This is a genomic window from Nostoc sp. DedQUE04, from assembly GCF_034530995.1.
Lineage (GTDB): Bacteria > Cyanobacteriota > Cyanobacteriia > Cyanobacteriales > Nostocaceae > Nostoc.
In genome coordinates, this window is the sequence record NZ_JAVRCA010000052.1 from 1 (window position 1) to 16,730 (window position 16,730).

Genomic DNA, 16,730 nt, shown 5'->3' on the forward strand with positions numbered 1-16,730 from the left:
TTGGATTAGTTATGTACGGGCTTACACCGTGATTCACTAATCAACGAATCGCACGTAGATTATCCCCCATTAACGGGTTTAGGAGTGCGATGTCTACTTTAAGGGCTGCACCTACGACCTCATTCTTAGAGGATAAACGGCAGAGTAATGCCGATGGTAGACGGGTACGCCATCGCACCTATTTATGAGAACGCTATTTGCCCTATGCTAAAGCGGAAAGTAAAAACACAGTTATGAAATTTACACAAAATCTTACCTCCCGCCAAGGCTTACTGAAAGCCCTGACTCTAGCTTTCCTTGTATTGGCATCTGTAATGCCCCCAACTCTAGCTAACGAGAGTGAAAAAGCGACCTTTAACAGCACAACCACGCTCCAAACCATACTCACCAGCAGTCATCGCTCCGTTGCAAATCGTAACCGAGACAAGTACCGCCACCCAGCCCAGACCCTCGAATTCTTCGGTCTGCGCCCAAATATGACCGTAGTTGAATTGTGGCCAGGGAGCGGCTGGTATACCGAGATATTAGCCCCATTTCTAGCGGCAAAGGGACAACTCATAGTTACTAACTTGGCTCCCAGCACGAGTAAACCGGCTTTGGCTTTCCAAGAAAAACTGGCAGCTAATCCAGAGGTTTTTGGTAAGGTCAAAGTAGCTCAAATTAATCCTCCAAATGAACTTACCCTAGCTCCAGACAATTCTGTAGACCTAGTTGTTACCTTCCGCAATATTCACAACTGGGTCAAAGCTGGCTATGACGAGCAGGTTTACGCGGCGGCTTATAAAGCACTCAAGCCAGGGGGCATCTTAGGGGTGGAAGAACATCGTGGCAAACCAGGGATTTCTTTACAAGAGAGTATTAAAACTGGCTATATGTCTCTTGATGGGGTAATTGCTGCTGTTGAGAAAGCTGGCTTCAAGTTGGTGGGCAAATCAGAGATTAATGCCAACCCAAAAGATACCAAGGACTATCCGGGCGGAGTCTGGACACTACCTCCAACCTTGAGCCAAGGTCAAAAGGACAGGCAACGCTTCCTCACCATTGGAGAGAGCGATCGCATGACCCTCAAGTTCGTTAAACCCAAAGCCTCCTAAGAGGGGAACAGGGAGACAACTGTTGCCTCCTGATATGAATAATTACTATTGACTGCTGAGGCGATCGCACAAATAGCAGCTTGACTCGCTTAAAAGCACAGGAGCGTAGTTTACCGCCAACTCTTGGAGACGCTTTGCGCGTTCGGCATTGCCCCGTGGTTTGTGCTTTTTACCCTCCAGATAGCAGCCAAGACAACCGCTTAGTTTTTCAAGCGAGTCAACTTGAATTTTAAGCTTTTCCTCTAAGAATTTTTCTAGTATCTATTCATACAAGCAATATTTATCATCTCAGATGAGGAGGGAAGCAAATCAAGAGGCGACGGTGAAGCGGCTTCACTCCATTGCACTTACATTCTTCAAATCAACATTACCCTACTTCAGAAGATAGATACATTTTTGAAAAGTTGAAGCACACTTGTAAAAGCAACTTTAACTATTCAATAATGGTGTGGCAATGTGGCTAAAATACGGTGTAGATGAAGATGGGATATTAATATGTATTGAAGATATCGACAGGGGGAAGACTTTACTTAAGTGCCCTTACTGTAATGGTGAGTTAACTGCCAAGAAAGGCAAGGTAAAAGAACACCATTTTGCTCATCATGGAGAAACTTGTCGAAGAGTAGCTAACCGGGAATTTCCAACTCTGCCTCTCTATGATAATTTCAACATTCAGCTATCTGGCAAGGATTTAGCACAGTTAAAATTACTCTGGAAGGAATACGGAGCCAAAAATTATCCTATTAGTTCTTACTTAGTTACTCCTGGTTTGCTCAAAGCAGGAATGTTAAGAAAAAATGTTTATATTAAACCACCTGAATATGAATTTAGTGATTTAGGTAAAGTTCCTGTTGGAGCGCTAGAGTTAACGCGATTCAACGATGTGCAAGAGCCGTTATTACTTAAAAAGCTGCTAAAGCTAGAGCTAGCTTTGAAACACGCCGAATATAAAAATGCCCCAGATTTGGCATATCGACTTACTGATTTAAAGCTGTATCGCGCTCAACTTCAACGTATTCTATGCTCTAGCCTGTATTTTTTAGAGATTGAAACTAATATTGGAATTATCTACAAGATAGGAGTAACCACTAGACCCGTTATCAAGCGAGTAGCAGAAGTAAAAATTGATTTACTTGCTCATTATTCGAGTGCTGCTATTAAAGTATTAGGAACTTGGGAGCATAGAGGTAATGTTGAACTGTATTTCAAACACCGCTATCAGGGCTTTAATTATCCCATCGGAAGTTTAACTGAGTACTATAAGTTTAATACCGAGGATGTCAAAATCGTCCTAAGTGACTTGCAACAAATGAAACGTAAAGTACTTTCTCAAGATGAAATAGATATTCTTGAGGAAAATACTAACTTGATTCAAGTTGCTGTGTAGCATTTTGGTATGAACTACTGCGATCACTATTTTTTCCTGGCTTGAAACTGGAACTGGGGGGCGATAAGCCTACACATTTAGCACTGCTACTTGTTTACTGAAAAGCTTGGAACAATTCTGATATTTTCGCCTTAAGTGCTGCAATCGCCTCTTCTAAAGTCTCACTTGGTTCCGTATCTACTAAATAGGCATCGCCTACATCAGCACTTGACCACAGATAGCTGGGTTGCCCTACACTTAAACATCCTTGCCACTTGGATTCATAAGTATCCAGTGTAATAAAAAAACGCCGTGGCATTAGTTCTTCGGGGTTATTAACAAAATGTCCCCAAACAGAAAAACCGAAATACTCTTCATTTTTTTCATTGTTGTATTCCCAATCAGTTAAGCTGGGAAAAGCAGCTTTAACTTGCTCTAAAACTTGTTGTATTTCAGGCTCTGTTAATAGCATTAATTTAAATTTATCCCTTCTAAAAATTCTACCTGCTGCGGCGTGGCTTGTCTTACTTCGCACATTCCAGGTGTGAACCTCGTGTGCCAAATATCAGCCCACATAAAGTTTACTCCGGCTGTGATCGCTGCCTTCTCATCCTCATCTCTATCGCCTATCATCCAACTTTTAGTTAAATCAATATCAAAATCTTTTACTGCTCGATAAATCATTCCTGCTCCAGGCTTTCTATAAACCTCACTCCCTGTTAAAATCCGATTTTCAAATTCACTGATGCGGGTGTCAAGGTCAGAAACTAGGAATTCAAAACCATTCTTTTTTACTATCCAGCAGACTTGACCTTTCATATCTGGACAGAAATATATTGCTTCTAATTGGGGGATTAATTTAAGAGTATATTTTTGTTCTGTGATCGCATCCTCCAAACTCTTTAAAGGCTTTCCAGTATCACGATTAATGGTGTCACACCCACCTTGATTAGTAATGCCAATGATGGTATAATTCTGGCGTTTATGATGTGCGATCGCTTCATGCACACCCGCCATTATTCGCTGTCCTGTAGGCTGTTGGATAAATTTACCATCAGTTGATTCTCTTACAGTCCCGTCTAAATCCAGAAATAATCCCTTATACATCTGTTAAAATTCCTTTTCTATCTTCGTAATCTTTAATTAGTAGTCCAAGTAAAACTAAATAATCTCGTTCATCTTCTAACAAATATCCTTTATCAATCAGGATATCTACGTGCCTTTGAACTTTGTCATATTGTTCTTGAGAATGTATAGGACGTGGAAGTAATGATTTCAGCAATTCAATATAAAAATTATCGTTTAGTTCATCGTTACTAAGCGTAGCTGAGACATCATTCATAATTTCTCATTGCATTTTAGTAAGTCTTCGGTTTCGTCCCCCTTGCGGGGTCATCCATTTATTAGAGCTATTGACTCTAAAGTTGATACCACCATTCGAGAGAGCATACAAGGTCTGTTTTACTGTATTTGGATGGGTATCAGTTTGTTCGCCTATCTCTTCATAACTCAGATAATTGCCTTGTATGGCTTCTAGGATTGCGATCGCTCTCCTCTCAGCCCTCCCTAGCAATGGATAAAGCCATGCTTGCTCATCTGGGTGCAACTCCAGAAATTGCTGAATTTTAGGAGCTAGTTTAACTAATCTATTAGATGTTATTTTATCCATAGTTTCAATCCCTTATAGGGGACATTATAAATAATTTTGGGTATTAATTATACCCGGAACTATTAAGATTTCTTAGCTTTCGCCCTCCTAATAAAGTCGATTATTTCCTCTAAACTAACCCCTTCTTTCTGCATTGATTGAATAAGTGCGATCGCACCCACTGGCACACTTCCAATACTCCGCCCCTTCCACTCATCATCTACCTTCTCCTCCCAATTGAAACCCCAGCGCCAATGAGTAGGATTATCAGTCTGCCTGTGTCCGATGACACGGGGGTAGCTTGCGATGCTTCCATTTTTCAGCTTCTTATTCTCAATATATTTGTACAAGCAGCCTTTACGCTGTCTGCCTTTGGGCTTTTGCACAGCTTCTTCGCGACCTTCAGTTTCCTCTAAGAAATTTTCGGGTATTACCTCATACCACCCTTTTTTAAGAGTGAGATGCTTTTTCTCCCTACCCTCACCAGCTGCTACGTTGATAGTTTCGCCGTTGATGCCTGTTACCTCAGCTTCATGTCCTATCCATTGACTGAGGTTTTGGGTGCGAGTTTTGGTAATGCGAACGCGAACGCCTATCTGTAATTGCTGTGTACGCTCGATATTTACAGAAAGCATTTTTTCCTCTAAGAAATTTTCGGGTGCTAAACCGCACATACCACAGCCACCGCTTAAATATATGTGCTGTAATTCGCAGCTAGGGCAAAGTACAAGTGGCTCTGATTTATCCTCTAAGAATTTATCTATTAGGGACTGAGGAGCGATGCCTGCGGCGGGCTGCGCCAACGCCAACTCAGCAATGTACAGTTCATCCCTTTCCCAGAAGTACCATTTATCTTTTTCTGTTTCCCAGTCAACAACAAAGAAAGTTGAACAACAGTTTTTAACTATGCCAACATTTTCTCTTGCATCGCAGATATAAAGGTCTACTTTGATATTTGACTTTTTAAGCTGCTGTGACGAGATTGGCGAGATAACAGACTCGTTTAATTGCGATCGCTGCTTGGAGGGGGCAGACGGCACGGGCGTAGAGGTCGTTACATTCCCGGCGCTTGTTGAGGTAGCGAGGTACTCCTGGGTAAATGGGAGCTGTATAGAGATTGTCTCGCCACCATCCATCAATACTTTTTCCACCCAACCAACGGGGAACCCCATCATCCACCCTGGCACGGCGGGATTTAGTTTGTCGCCCTTGGCTAAATGTGGCTTTAATTTCTGCTCCAATCTGGTCTGACCAGCTGGCCTGCATCCCGTTGAGCCTTTCGGATACGTTGTTGGTGTAGGCAACAATAAAGAGTCTGTTTCTTTGGTGCGGCGCTCCGACTTCCGCTGCCGATATGATCTGCGGATCGTCCCACTGATAGCCGACCATTCGGAGTCCGCCAATAACTGCTCGTAATCCTTTATGGATAAGCCCTTCAGGATTTTCAATGATGACGAAACTGGGGCAGCCGTCGGCAATGCAGCGCAAGGCTTCAAACCAGAGTGATGATTCTGGGTGTTCGAGTCCTGTACCGTTGCCTGCGGCACTGGTTCCAGTGCAAGGAAATCCAATTGTGTAAAGATTGAATTCCCCTGGCTGAGGGTAATAGTTTGTGATGTCGCTGTGTATGGGGATTTTTGGGAATCTGTAGCTGAGGACTGCTTGAGCGTCGGGGTTGTTTTCAATGAAGAGTTCTGTTTTGATAAACTCAGCTGCTCCGGCTGCCTTAATTCCGAGTTCAAAACCGGCGATTCCTGCAAAAAAGCTGGCGTGTCTAAGCTGCATTCTGTCGCCTCCTGTATCTCATCCTCTAAGAATTTTCGATAGTTCCAACCCTGCATTTGTTTGAGGGTGTATTCTTTAGAATGCCCGTTATCCCAGGTGATGCCGATTTTCTTGTGTACGCTCGATACAGTACCGTATCGTTCGCCTGGGGTGATAATGCGATCGCCTACGGTAAAGCTTGCTAAACCTACCTTAAAATCGTCTACAAAATACTTACTCATATTTGTCAACGCACTTCTTTTATATCAACAAATGCAGACAAGTTTTGTTAACGTGCCAAATTTTTAAATTGAGTAAACTGTGCATCAAACAGCAGTTTTGTTGTTCCTGTTGGGCCACCCCTATTTTTAGCGATAATTACTTCTGCAATACCTCTATCAATCGTATCGGGGTAATAATATTCGTCCCGATACAGGAGCAGTATTAAATCCGAATCTTCCTCAATTCGCCCCGATTCGCGCAAATCTGACATCATAGGACGCTTGATAGTGCGGCTCTCTACACCACGATTCAACTGTGACAAAATGACAATAGTTGTGTTGCACTCACGAGCCAATTGCTTTAATTGTCTGGTAATTTTCCCGATTTGAAAAGCGAGGTTATAGCTATCACCATCTGTACCTTCCATTAGTTGCAAATAATCAATACCAACCATGCCAATGCGACCGTATTCTGCAACAATCCGTTTCACCTTGGAACGTATCGCACTAACAGTTATTACGGGTGAATCATCAATATAAACAGATAACTCGCTCAACCTACCGATTGATTGTGCTAAAGGTTCCCACTGCTGTTTAGTAATCTTGCCCTGTTGCAAATAGCTTGATTCAATTCTGGCATCTTGGGATAAAAATCTATCTCCCCATTCTTCTTTGCTCATTTCAAGACTAAAAATAACAGTTGGTAGCAATTCATTCTCGGAGATATTAAAGGCTAAATTCCCTAAAAACGATGATTTTCCCATTGCTGGACGACCAGCAATTGTTATGAGCTTTCCCGGTTTAAATCCTCCTATCATTGCATCTAGGTCATAAAATCCAGTTTTAACCCCAGATGGTGATATACCCATACTTTTTTCTTCAATGCTGGAGTAGGCATTTACCAAGATTTCATTGAGGGGAATTGGTTCGGATATTGATGAAATCGCACTATTATTTATCTCTAAAATTTTTGATTCAGCCGTCTCTAATTGTTTGGTTATTTCTTCTTCTTGGTCGTGTGCCAAATGTACAATCTCATTGCCAGCCTTGATTAATTCCCGCCGCAGATATTTTTCCATCACCAAAGAAGCCAAAGCATCGATGTTGACAGCTGATACCGTCCGGTCTACAAGGGTTGCTAATTTATTTCTCCCGCCAATACGCACAAGTATTTTGTGGTCAGTCAGCCAACTTGTAACTGAGAGCAAGTCTGTGGGTTTGCCTTGTGCGTGGAGCCTGAGTGCTGCTTGATAAATGTCTTTGTGAGCGCTGATGTAAAAGGCTTCGGCAACAAGAGTATCGCTAACTCGACTAATCGCTTCTGGATCGAGCATGATTCCGCCCAAAATCGCCTCTTCTGCCTCGATATTTTGGGGAGGCAGCTTGCTATTTTCACCAAAATTTAGATTCTCAGACATTACTTACTTGCTTGCGCTTTTACTAAGTTTTCTATGGGTATCGGGTTGCTTGCTAAAAATTCGCGCACGTCCTCGCGGGCAGTTTTCGCCCAATTGAGCCAGCTACAGTAAAAGTCATCTTTTAAAAATTGTTCGAGCCTCGCGCTGTCGCCCGATTGAGCAGCCCCGCAAACTAAAGTCTGTAGTTGTCCGTACCACATTTGATGCTGCGCTTGGCTGTAAGCCCCAAAATTGTACTTCTGGTTTTGATTTTCGTTCTCATCGCGGGTCGGGAACCATTGCTCAGACAATTCCTCAAAGTTTTTCTCAATCCATTTGAGCGGTAATTGGACTGGGGGGTTTTTAAGTTCTGCTGCTTTTTTATTACCAAATTTTAAAAAACTCTCTTTCTCGCCTTCTGAGAGAGAGTCTATAAAATCTAAATAAGTCTTATTAATCTTAGGGGTGCTGGAATCTTTGGCTGGTGCGGCTTTCGGCTGGCGTTTGTTGCGTGGCGATCGCGCAAGTTGCGTAGCGATCGCGCAAGTTGCGTCACGATCGCCTAAGTTGCCGTCAGGCAACAAAGTTGCCTCATCGCAACTTGTTGTCTCACTGCAACTTGTTGCCTCATCGCAACTTGTTGTCTCATCGCAACAATGCAAGCCTTTGGTGAGAACGTGAACCTTGACCTTAAGAAGCTCCATATCGACAAAACCCTTTTCATCCAACGCTTTAAGAGCGCGTCCAACAGTGCTGCGATGAACTGGCTTTTCTGGGGTAGATAAATCCTTGGCAATCCGTGCTGGCGATACTTCCATTCCGGTGCTGTATGGGTCGAGAGTGCGAAGGTAGTAGAGTACATCCCTCTGTGCTGGGGTTAATTCCCGGCAGGCTCTTAGCCATTCTTCATGCTGGAGTGGGTAGAACTTCCCTTGAATCTTTGCGTCTGTCATAATAAAGTTGAGTCAATCAAGTTTTTGCCCTTGCCTGCGTATGCAAGTAGAGCTAGTTTGTTGTAAAAGTCGCTAATATTTCACAAAATTGTCACACCAGCACCACAGAGCCAGTGCAATCCTTTGCTAGATTGTATTTCCCAGTCCATTTGATAGTATTCAATAACTTGAAAAAAAGCAAGTAACGGTAGTATGGATAAACATCAAGAAATATTAATTACAGCAATTAATGAAAGTGCCCTAACAGCAAGAGAGATTTCTGTTCGGGCTGGTGTTCATGAGAGTACTATCAGTAAATTTCTTGATGGCAAAAGCGACCTAAAAGCTGGTAATTACTTCAAAATCCTTCATGCCCTGCCAGACAGATGTAGAATTCCAGCACTAGCGAGAATAGGAGTAGTTGAGCTAACGCCTGTTCAACTAATTGAAGCTGCTACACCCAAAGAAAAGGCTGAGATACTGCAAGCAATTGCTGCTTGGGTATTACAACCAGGGGCTATATCTGGGAAAAATACGGATAATACAGACCTGCAAGTAGCTGTATAATAGCCTATTAAATTTTTATGTATACACATCATTGCTCCTGAATTTCTGTAGTCAGCTCAATAGTCTTAAGCGGCGGTGGTGGAGGCAAATTACCTGTAGGCAATGACTGCAAAGCTGATAAAGCGGGAGCCACTTTTTGCTCAGGAGTGCGGCGATCATAAATCTGGTGCTGCATTTTTTGACTGTGAGCCATCAGTTCTGCTAAAGCTGCCAGCACCTGATCCGAAGTCCCAGACAGTTTAAGGTACGTAACGATAGAATCGCGCACCATGTGGGGAGTAAACGCCTGTCCTGTTAGACGATATATCCGTTTACGGAAATACTGATACACAGAGCCGTCTGTTAATGGTTTACCATTCAACTGTGTAAACACGTAGGGATGATTGGGATTAAAAACCGAGCGCCACTTTGATAACCATTCCTCAAGAAGCGGATATAGAGTCTGTGGAAGTTCTACAACTCGTTTTTGCCCATTTTTACAAAAAGAATTCCCCGTTTTAAAATCCTCTGCCGTATGCTCAACAAACCATTTGCCATCACGATTAATTAAAGTTCTACCCACCTCTAACTCGCGGATGGTTCTAGACCTGTCTGGAAAAGCACTCAAAAGCATACAAATTAAAGCAATTTGATGACTTTGGGCAAGGGTACGGTTAGTGCGTTTTTTCCCCTTTTTGTCGAGAGGAGCGCATTCTGAGATTAAACGCTCAATACAAGCTTTATATGTGGGCCAGTCAACCCATTTTTTTGACTCATCAGAGCGGGGTGGTGCAGTATTGACTCGTGCCATAATTTCACACTCAAGTCGCCGTAATTCCTCAATGATGGGAATGTCTCTGTATCCCACACGTTTGCTAGCTACTTGTTCACGAGATTGGTATTTGGATTCCTTGTGATACAAAAATTTGGCTACAGCAACCAATGATTCGACACATTTTAATTCGGTATTAGGTAAAGCTTCACGAATGTCCCTGAGCCACTGTAAATGTTCATCAACCAAATCAATAACTTTATCAATTGCATCTTCATCTCGGTGTCCTTCTTTAGTTAAACCACTAGCACTCACAAGTAGCTTTAAATTTAACTCTTCAAGAGGAACACCCTTATACCGATGAAGCCACCCTAATAAACGTTTAGCGTTCTTAACATGAGCCATTGCACTGCGATGGCGTAAAGGAGCATCTTGGCGTTTGCGACCACCAACAAGTGTTGTTTGAAAATTCAAAAAATTGTCTAGTTCTTGTTGTGACTCAGGCGTAATTTCCTCGAATTTCAACCCATACTTGAAATTGCTACATTTAGGTGTCATTTTCTTATTAGTGACGCGAACTTTATCACTAACCCGACCTCTTTGCAGGCGGATGGCAGGACAATATTTGTTTGCATCTGTCTTGACAGCATTTTCCCACCAAGATTGTTTATGACACCAAACAAGCATCTTGTTGAGATGATACCGATAATTCCGGGAACTAGGAACATTACCAAGAGAATCAAAAACTTCTTGTTGATAAGCAAGGGCATTTGTTAATTCAGATATAGGAATTGTCTTCATAAATTCCAATCCAGCTTTTATATCCTCGGCTGTTAACTTATTCCGTGAAGGTAAAGGAAAGCCCCACTTAGGTAGCGTATAGCGAATTGATGCAGTGCGAATACCTGCCGTTACATCATGTTTACTATTATTATGTAGGGCTTTGAGGGATTCACAATGAGTTACATAAACATCATAAAATGTTTTAGGATTCAATAAAATATTGTCCATTGACATACCTCCAATTTGAATCTATTTTGGACAATCAGACAATTAATCACCAATAAAAGAGCATAATATCCAGACTAAATATGGATATATAATTCGGTGTTTAGTAATTATTAATCTGAAATTTGCAACCTATACTTTAATCATCTTTTCCGTTTATTTCCCCTGATATATGACGAATTATACTACATTTAATGGCACTCTATTTACCCTTTCTGTTCTGTTTATCTGAACAATTAAAAATTAAAAAAGCCTTGGAAATATTGCCAATTAGCCATGTAAAAAAGCTGGCAGCGTCATAAATATTTGTCACAAGTATTTATGACGCTAAAATCCTCAATAAAATTGATATTTATTAGGATTTTTCTAGACTAACCAAAAAAGCCGGGGATGAATCCCCGGCGTAGGTTTGGTAATTTAATTTTTTTGGCTTTTTTTATTTTAATTTATGCTCTAATTATATCTATAGAGTAACTTGAGATGTCAAGAGTAATTTCAAAAAAAGCAATTATTTTTTTTAAGAATCATTTGAGTAATTGTTTGAAATAATTTATACTTTGAATTACCAAGTTTTTCTAAGTATTACTTTATTAATTGAGAATAATTAACACAATTACTAATCTGACTTTTCCCGTTAAGTCTTGAAATGCTTACTGACAAAGGCTTTAAGAAACAGTGCGGCATATACGTTACAGTAATTAAAATTCGGTGCTAAAGGTAACAAGCAATGTTGGACTGGTGGGAGAAAAATTTTGCGACTTGTGAGCTAGGCGATAAGCCTGACGGCATGGCTACGCTTACCGCCGATTGAATGAGCGTGCAATGTCGATAGGCTATGCTCTAAGTCTTGGATTCGGCAAAGCACTATCAGAAATCTTCAGTAGTGGAACAGTACTCAAGAGAGCTTACGAATTTTTGCCAACCCAAAAGTGGAATTTTCGAGAGTGATTGAGCCGCACTGTCAAATGACGGCGGAAATTCTTGCAGAGTATGATGTAGTGCTATGCGTCGGAGACACTACTTTTCTTGATTATGGCAGTATAGGGCATCACCGTGCCAATTTGGGAAAATCGTACGCTAAGGAATTGAGAGTAACCTGAATGCTATGAAGATACCTTGTTTTGAGCAAACGGCATACCTCTTAGATATAATACATAGTGTCTAGAGTCTTCTTTTTTAAAGACTTTCCTAAACAACTTGATAAATCCAAATTATCTCAAATGAGTTCTCAAACCTTGGTCGGGAATATCCAGACTGCTTACTTGGCAATACTTTCCTGGTTCATTTGAGACAGTTCTATTTTTCTCTACCCCAAATAGAAAACCCAATTTCTGGTTTCTTAAAAATTTTAAGTTTTCTACTCCTGAGTACCAACTGTCCCCTGTCACTATTCTTGGCTTTACACCCCAATTTATCACTTCGGTAAGCATTTCTTGAAAATAATCGTTCTTAGTCTTTCCCTCCTTTTTGTCGTATATTCTGTAATTAATTGGTACTGAATTTCCATGCACATCACTGTAATACAGCGTGATTAAATTTATTCCTCTGATGCTCTTATGATGGATGTTTCCCAGACCAAAAATAACCGATTAATTCTGCATTCTTTGGGTCACTATACAATTTTTCTACTACTGTCAGTAGACCGAAAAGTTCTGCGATCGCTCCTCCCAATCATTAATCCTCTACTCAAGTCTGAGAAATAGCAACTAAAGCTGAGGTGAGACGCTTACCCCTTTTTTCTTAGAGGAAATCTCAGGCTGTGGCTGGGCTTGGCTCAAGAGAGCGCTGGGGGAGGAATTTTAGGCGGGCGATGCCTTTGGCGGGCTTCGCCTACGCGGACAACAATTTAATAAAACTATGCGTAAGTTCTACATTAGTCAAAAAAATGGTTGATAAAAATACTGAACTTTTGAATAACATATGGAATCAAAGTATACGGGTTATTTTTACGTTATTGTGAACCTAATCAAGCTAATAGATGGTTAATACTGAACTAAAAAATTACTGATTTGACGATTTTTGATGGTTGCTAAGACCTAAATAACTAAAATATTTTCGGGAAATAGTCAAAAAATTCCGTGTAGTAACTTTTGTTCAGAACCCCTAAAAAATCAATGTTACTCTGCCCTTATTACCAACTTTCACCCAAATCTTGGTATTTGAAAGATTTCAAACTGGATTTATTAGTAAGTGTGTACTAAATTTAGCTTGTTGCCTATCTACGCAAATAGTTTCAGTAATCAAACCGGATTCCTATAGTAATTTATCCTACTTAAATGAGGTGCAAAATGAAATTATTTCACTTATTTAAAAAAAAAGAACCTAATCTTATTCAGTCATATTGTGAAATTAAAAAACAATGTCAATTTCAAATTGTTTTTTCAAGTATTCTTTTAATCAATTTTTTTATTCTGCAATATTCCGTACCAATCTCTCTGGTAATACTCGGTAGTCTCACAAGTTCAAGAGAACAACTTGCTTTATTTTTACAAAGAACTTCTACTCCATCTGAAGATACTCAAAAGACAGAATTAGATGAGACTTTAGCTAAGAAAGAAGCTGAAATATTATTGGGTAAAATAATATTTGTATTTGGTATTATAACCATATTGTTAGGCGTTATAAATAATACTGTTCGCCCCGCAGAAAATTATGATACTTCTGCTAAGTTTAATAGTAAGTTCTCCCAATTTAAACGGGACTTAGACTTACAAGTTTTACATAAAGGAGGCTTACAAAATAAGCTAAATAATACTGATGAATTCAAGCTTATATGCTTATTTATGATGAAAAAAAGTGATGAGCTTACTAAGTTGATAAATGAATATAATGAAGCTAGATCCCTTAGTCCACGAGCAGCTAATATACAGGTTTTAAACAATCAAGAAGATAAAGATGAGTTAAAAAGTACTAATAGTACTTCGGGTGAGTTATTTGATAGTGCTATTTCTAATAATGCAACGATTAATCACTCAAATTCTAATAATCATAAATAAATCATAAATAAATCATAAATAAATAACAAATACAGTTAAACCGCGACTAGGCAACAAGGGGAAACAGTACTGGCTCTCAAAAGCCTTGATATCGCTTGACTATGGCTACCAAAGTAAGAAAATCCACCAAGAAATTTCTTACTTTGGGCTTGATTTAGGCTTTTTTAGTATCTGCTGTCAAATGCGATGTCTAACGACAAGCCGCAAGCCACCCTACAAACTGCCAATGCGATCGCCCCAAGCACATCTTACATTTCTTTTCTACGAGACGACCGCACCCAAAACTAGGCAGCAATTGGAAGAAAATCTTGCTGTTCTGCACGCGCCCCAAATTGAAGCCCAAGAAATAGCCAACTGGCAGGAATACGGGAATTTAATTTATGGAACTGGGCAAGATGCGTTTGATACTCAATGGGTTTGAGAGGTGGAATGGTTGAGGGGAGCGATCGCATAACACGAAACCATATTGGGATTTGACTGGGATGCAGACCTTTTTCAAGCGAACGCGAGTAGCGTCTCGTAGAGAGGAAATTTCAGGTTGTAGCTGTTGCTCAGGCATACCTCGCAGCGTCGCACTCTGACATGACCGCACTGTGAGATAGCCACGCAATAGATGCTTGAATATAGAAATCAAACAAAAAACCAATTATACCCATGTCAGAAATTGAAAACTTAGGAGTGAGTGTAGAAGAGTATTTAGAGGGATTGGCAGCAGGGATTGATGTTTTGGAGTTGAAGCGGTTAGAAGCAAGGGGAATTCCTACGAACCTGGCTTTGGAAGTGATGGTGATTATACCAAAGGTCATTGATGGCACGGCTACTCCTGAAGAAGTTGTCCGAGGGCTAATGATTATGTCGCCATCCCTTAGACAGCAAATTGAATAGTTTAGAGAATTACCACATTGGTTTATTTTGGGTTGTCATCTTCTATCAGCGCATCTAACTGGGCTAATAATTTCTCTACCTTTGCCTTTCTCTTGGGGTCATCCCAAACTTGAGATTTTTTTAAGCGACGAAATGTGTCATCAGCTTTGTCTTTTAAGGATGGTGTTTCTGGCTGAGACTGCTGTTCAATTTCTTTGATTTTGCGTTTGATTTCGCTCAGTGAGAGATTGTAAGCGATCGCATCTTCTAAGAGTTCTTTTCGGGTTAACTCATCTTGAAGTCGGGCGATCGCTCGTGCTTTAGTGTATTCAAGTTGACCAAAACGCAGTACCTCTAGCACATCAGCAGGGAGATTGAGCAAAGGAATGCGGCTGACGCGAAAACTTTCAGCGCTGAATTTACCGATGGCTAAGAGGATAGATTCAATAGTTTTCATCTGACGGAAAACGTTTTCCGTCAAATCTAAGTTTCGCTTTTTGGCATTGGCAGCAGAGTTGAGGACGGAGATAACCTCATTTGTGCTAACACTGAGTTCAATGCTCAAAAGTTCAAGTATTCCCTCAGTTTCTTCTACAGGATTTAGGTCTTCGCGCTGGAGATTTTCAACAAGCTGCACCTTAGAGGTGGTGACATCATCCATTTCGCGGATCGCCACGGGGGCTTCGGTTAGTCCTGCCATTGATGCGGCTCTGTAGCGTCGTTCCCCTGCAACTAATTCAAAATCGCCACCAGGGAGCGGACGCACTAACAAAGGTTCGAGGATACCTAGCTCTTTAATTGAGCGTGATAGTTCTTCAAGCTTTTTAGGGTCGAAGTAGCGCCGGGGCTGGGACTGTGGCAGCTTGATTAAGTTGATGGCAACAGTATTTGGTGAATTAGCCGTACTTTGGGTTTGGTTAAAGCTTTCACCTAGTAAGGCGGCTACACCTTTTAACTGGCTGGTATAGGGTTGTTCTTTTTTGCTCACTGTAGTTTTTCTAAACTGAGGGCGATTTTTTTTAGTACAGCGACGGCAGGATGTTTGGGATTATATAGTGCTAAAGGTATGCGTGCCTCACTTGCATCAGCAAAGGCAATAGATTTAGGAATGGGTTCGTAAACTGTGGCCAGGGGTGAAAGTTGTTCTGTGATGGCTTTCATGGTTCTGCTTTCTTGGGCAGTACGTGCATCATACATTGTGGGAATGAAGCCAGCAATAGTGAGTGCTTTATTAGCACCTTTGCGGAGTGTGGCTACAGTTCTTAACAGTAAGTCAGTTCCTTGAAAGGATTTAAACTGGCACTGAATGGGCACTAAAACATGGGTTGCTGCTACTAAGCTAATAACGCTGAGGATGCCTAAAGATGGCGGACAATCTATCAAAATAAAATCATACTTGTCTAAGATAGGGGCAAGTGCATTTTTGAGGCGCATTTCCCGCATCAAGGCGGCGACAAGTTCAAGTTCAGCAGCACTTAAGTTGATGTTGGCTGGCACTAAACCCATACCGTGAATCAGTTCATGGTGAATTGGTAACGGTTCTTCACCCACCACTGCCTCATAGACAGTTTTGGCGGTAATGTCCGGTTCTAGCCCCATAAATGTAGTCAGTGACGCTTGGGGGTCAAGGTCTATCAGAAGAACGCGGTTTTTCTTTTTTTGAGCGAGGTGATAGCCCAAGTTCATTGTTAAACTTGTCTTTCCTACTCCCCCTGATTGATTGAATAGCGCAATAATACGGGTTTTGCTCACGAGTGATAAATTACAGTTGTAATTAAAAATGCCTCTAATACAGGCAGATTGTAGCTCTGGAGTAAAGGTAATACAACTGGGAACAGTACATTTGTCATAAATTAAGGCTGTAAGTAAGGTAGTTGTCAAGCTTCTTGGTCAGAAGACGCGACAAAAGGCGATCGCACTTCTTTTGTTTGGTGCGATGCTTGACTCAAACAAAAAGGCGATCCAGTATTACACTGCGATCGCCTTTACTCTAAGAAAAATCGTTAGCTGAAAGCCTGAGCGATGCCTGCGGCGGCCTACGTCTACACAAAAAAAATCCACCAAGGAGGTACTGCCCCTCCTATGTCTGTGTTATCAGCACAGCGCCTCACTTTTCGGCTTC

General features: G+C 41.1%; 17 protein-coding genes and 1 pseudogene. 6 read left to right on the forward strand and 12 right to left on the reverse strand.

Translation table 11 applies throughout. From position 1 onward, the window contains the following. The first annotated feature begins 233 nt into the window (after positions 1-233). Both RM049_RS27790 and RM049_RS27795 read left to right on the forward strand, forming a co-directional pair. Complete coding sequence (locus tag RM049_RS27790; RefSeq protein WP_322706461.1) at positions 234-1,094, forward strand: class I SAM-dependent methyltransferase; 861 nt, start codon at positions 234-236, stop codon at positions 1,092-1,094. A 454-nt stretch (positions 1,095-1,548) separates the two neighbouring features. Next, a complete protein-coding gene (locus tag RM049_RS27795; protein WP_322706462.1) occupies positions 1,549-2,481 on the forward strand; it encodes a GIY-YIG nuclease family protein in 933 nt (310 codons plus the stop codon). A 94-nt stretch (positions 2,482-2,575) separates the two neighbouring features. On the opposite strand, the gene RM049_RS27800 is transcribed toward RM049_RS27795, so the two are convergent. The 8 genes from RM049_RS27800 to RM049_RS27835 form a co-directional block, all read right to left on the reverse strand. After that, on the reverse strand, positions 2,576-2,932 hold the full coding sequence (locus RM049_RS27800) for a hypothetical protein (RefSeq protein ID WP_322706463.1): 357 nt from the start codon (positions 2,930-2,932) through the stop codon (positions 2,576-2,578). Continuing rightward, positions 2,932-3,567 (reverse strand): HAD-IIIA family hydrolase, encoded by a 636-nt coding sequence (locus RM049_RS27805; RefSeq protein ID WP_322706464.1) that lies wholly within the window; start codon positions 3,565-3,567, stop codon positions 2,932-2,934. Before RM049_RS27805 ends, RM049_RS27800 begins: the two co-directional genes overlap by 1 nt. Continuing rightward, positions 3,560-3,802, reverse strand: coding sequence for a hypothetical protein (locus RM049_RS27810; RefSeq protein WP_322706465.1), 243 nt, complete (start codon positions 3,800-3,802; stop codon positions 3,560-3,562). Before RM049_RS27810 ends, RM049_RS27805 begins: the two co-directional genes overlap by 8 nt. Before the next feature lie 6 nt (positions 3,803-3,808). Beyond that, the gene (locus RM049_RS27815; RefSeq protein WP_322706466.1) at positions 3,809-4,129 is read right to left on the reverse strand and encodes a hypothetical protein; all 321 of its coding nucleotides are present in this window, start codon (positions 4,127-4,129) and stop codon (positions 3,809-3,811) included. Between the two features lie 62 nt (positions 4,130-4,191). Beyond that, positions 4,192-5,148 carry a hypothetical protein gene (locus RM049_RS27820; protein ID WP_322706467.1) on the reverse strand — a complete coding sequence of 319 codons (957 nt, stop codon included), beginning with the start codon at positions 5,146-5,148 and terminating at the stop codon, positions 4,192-4,194. Further along, complete coding sequence (locus tag RM049_RS27825; protein ID WP_322706468.1) at positions 5,072-5,893, reverse strand: DNA cytosine methyltransferase; 822 nt, start codon at positions 5,891-5,893, stop codon at positions 5,072-5,074. Before RM049_RS27825 ends, RM049_RS27820 begins: the two co-directional genes overlap by 77 nt. A 268-nt stretch (positions 5,894-6,161) precedes the next feature. Then, the gene (gene dnaB, locus RM049_RS27830) at positions 6,162-7,511 is read right to left on the reverse strand and encodes a replicative DNA helicase (protein ID WP_322706469.1); all 1,350 of its coding nucleotides are present in this window, start codon (positions 7,509-7,511) and stop codon (positions 6,162-6,164) included. After that, positions 7,511-8,443 (reverse strand): MarR family transcriptional regulator, encoded by a 933-nt coding sequence (locus RM049_RS27835; RefSeq protein ID WP_322706470.1) that lies wholly within the window; start codon positions 8,441-8,443, stop codon positions 7,511-7,513. Before RM049_RS27835 ends, dnaB begins: the two co-directional genes overlap by 1 nt. A gap of 192 nt (positions 8,444-8,635) precedes the next feature. Between RM049_RS27835 and RM049_RS27840 the strand changes: the two genes are divergently transcribed. Beyond that, a complete protein-coding gene (locus tag RM049_RS27840; protein ID WP_322706471.1) occupies positions 8,636-8,989 on the forward strand; it encodes a hypothetical protein in 354 nt (117 codons plus the stop codon). A 28-nt stretch (positions 8,990-9,017) separates the two neighbouring features. Here RM049_RS27840 and RM049_RS27845 read toward each other — a convergent pair whose 3' ends face one another. Together RM049_RS27845 and RM049_RS27850 are read right to left on the reverse strand one after the other, a co-directional pair. Continuing rightward, positions 9,018-10,751: a site-specific integrase gene (locus tag RM049_RS27845; RefSeq protein WP_322706472.1), complete on the reverse strand. Its 1,734-nt coding sequence runs from the start codon at positions 10,749-10,751 to the stop codon at positions 9,018-9,020. A gap of 1,142 nt (positions 10,752-11,893) precedes the next feature. After that, positions 11,894-12,383, reverse strand: a pseudogene (locus RM049_RS27850) (transposase); the annotation flags it as partial. Positions 12,384-13,036: 653 nt separating this feature from the next. Here RM049_RS27850 and RM049_RS27855 point away from each other — a divergent pair. From RM049_RS27855 to RM049_RS27865, 3 genes are all read left to right on the forward strand, one after another. Then, complete coding sequence (locus RM049_RS27855; protein ID WP_322706473.1) at positions 13,037-13,744, forward strand: hypothetical protein; 708 nt, start codon at positions 13,037-13,039, stop codon at positions 13,742-13,744. An 85-nt stretch (positions 13,745-13,829) separates the two neighbouring features. Continuing rightward, positions 13,830-14,165: a hypothetical protein gene (locus RM049_RS27860; protein WP_322706474.1), complete on the forward strand. Its 336-nt coding sequence runs from the start codon at positions 13,830-13,832 to the stop codon at positions 14,163-14,165. A 233-nt stretch (positions 14,166-14,398) separates the two neighbouring features. Beyond that, on the forward strand, positions 14,399-14,629 hold the full coding sequence (locus RM049_RS27865) for a hypothetical protein (protein WP_322706475.1): 231 nt from the start codon (positions 14,399-14,401) through the stop codon (positions 14,627-14,629). A gap of 22 nt (positions 14,630-14,651) precedes the next feature. Here the strand turns inward: RM049_RS27865 and RM049_RS27870 are convergent, their stop codons facing one another. Both RM049_RS27870 and RM049_RS27875 read right to left on the reverse strand, forming a co-directional pair. Further along, positions 14,652-15,596 carry a ParB/RepB/Spo0J family partition protein gene (locus RM049_RS27870; RefSeq protein ID WP_322706476.1) on the reverse strand — a complete coding sequence of 315 codons (945 nt, stop codon included), beginning with the start codon at positions 15,594-15,596 and terminating at the stop codon, positions 14,652-14,654. Then, positions 15,593-16,360, reverse strand: a complete 768-nt coding sequence (locus RM049_RS27875; protein WP_322706477.1) for a ParA family protein — start codon at positions 16,358-16,360, stop codon at positions 15,593-15,595. The genes RM049_RS27870 and RM049_RS27875 overlap by 4 nt, the downstream gene beginning before the upstream one ends. Between the last annotated feature and the right edge of the window lie 370 nt (positions 16,361-16,730).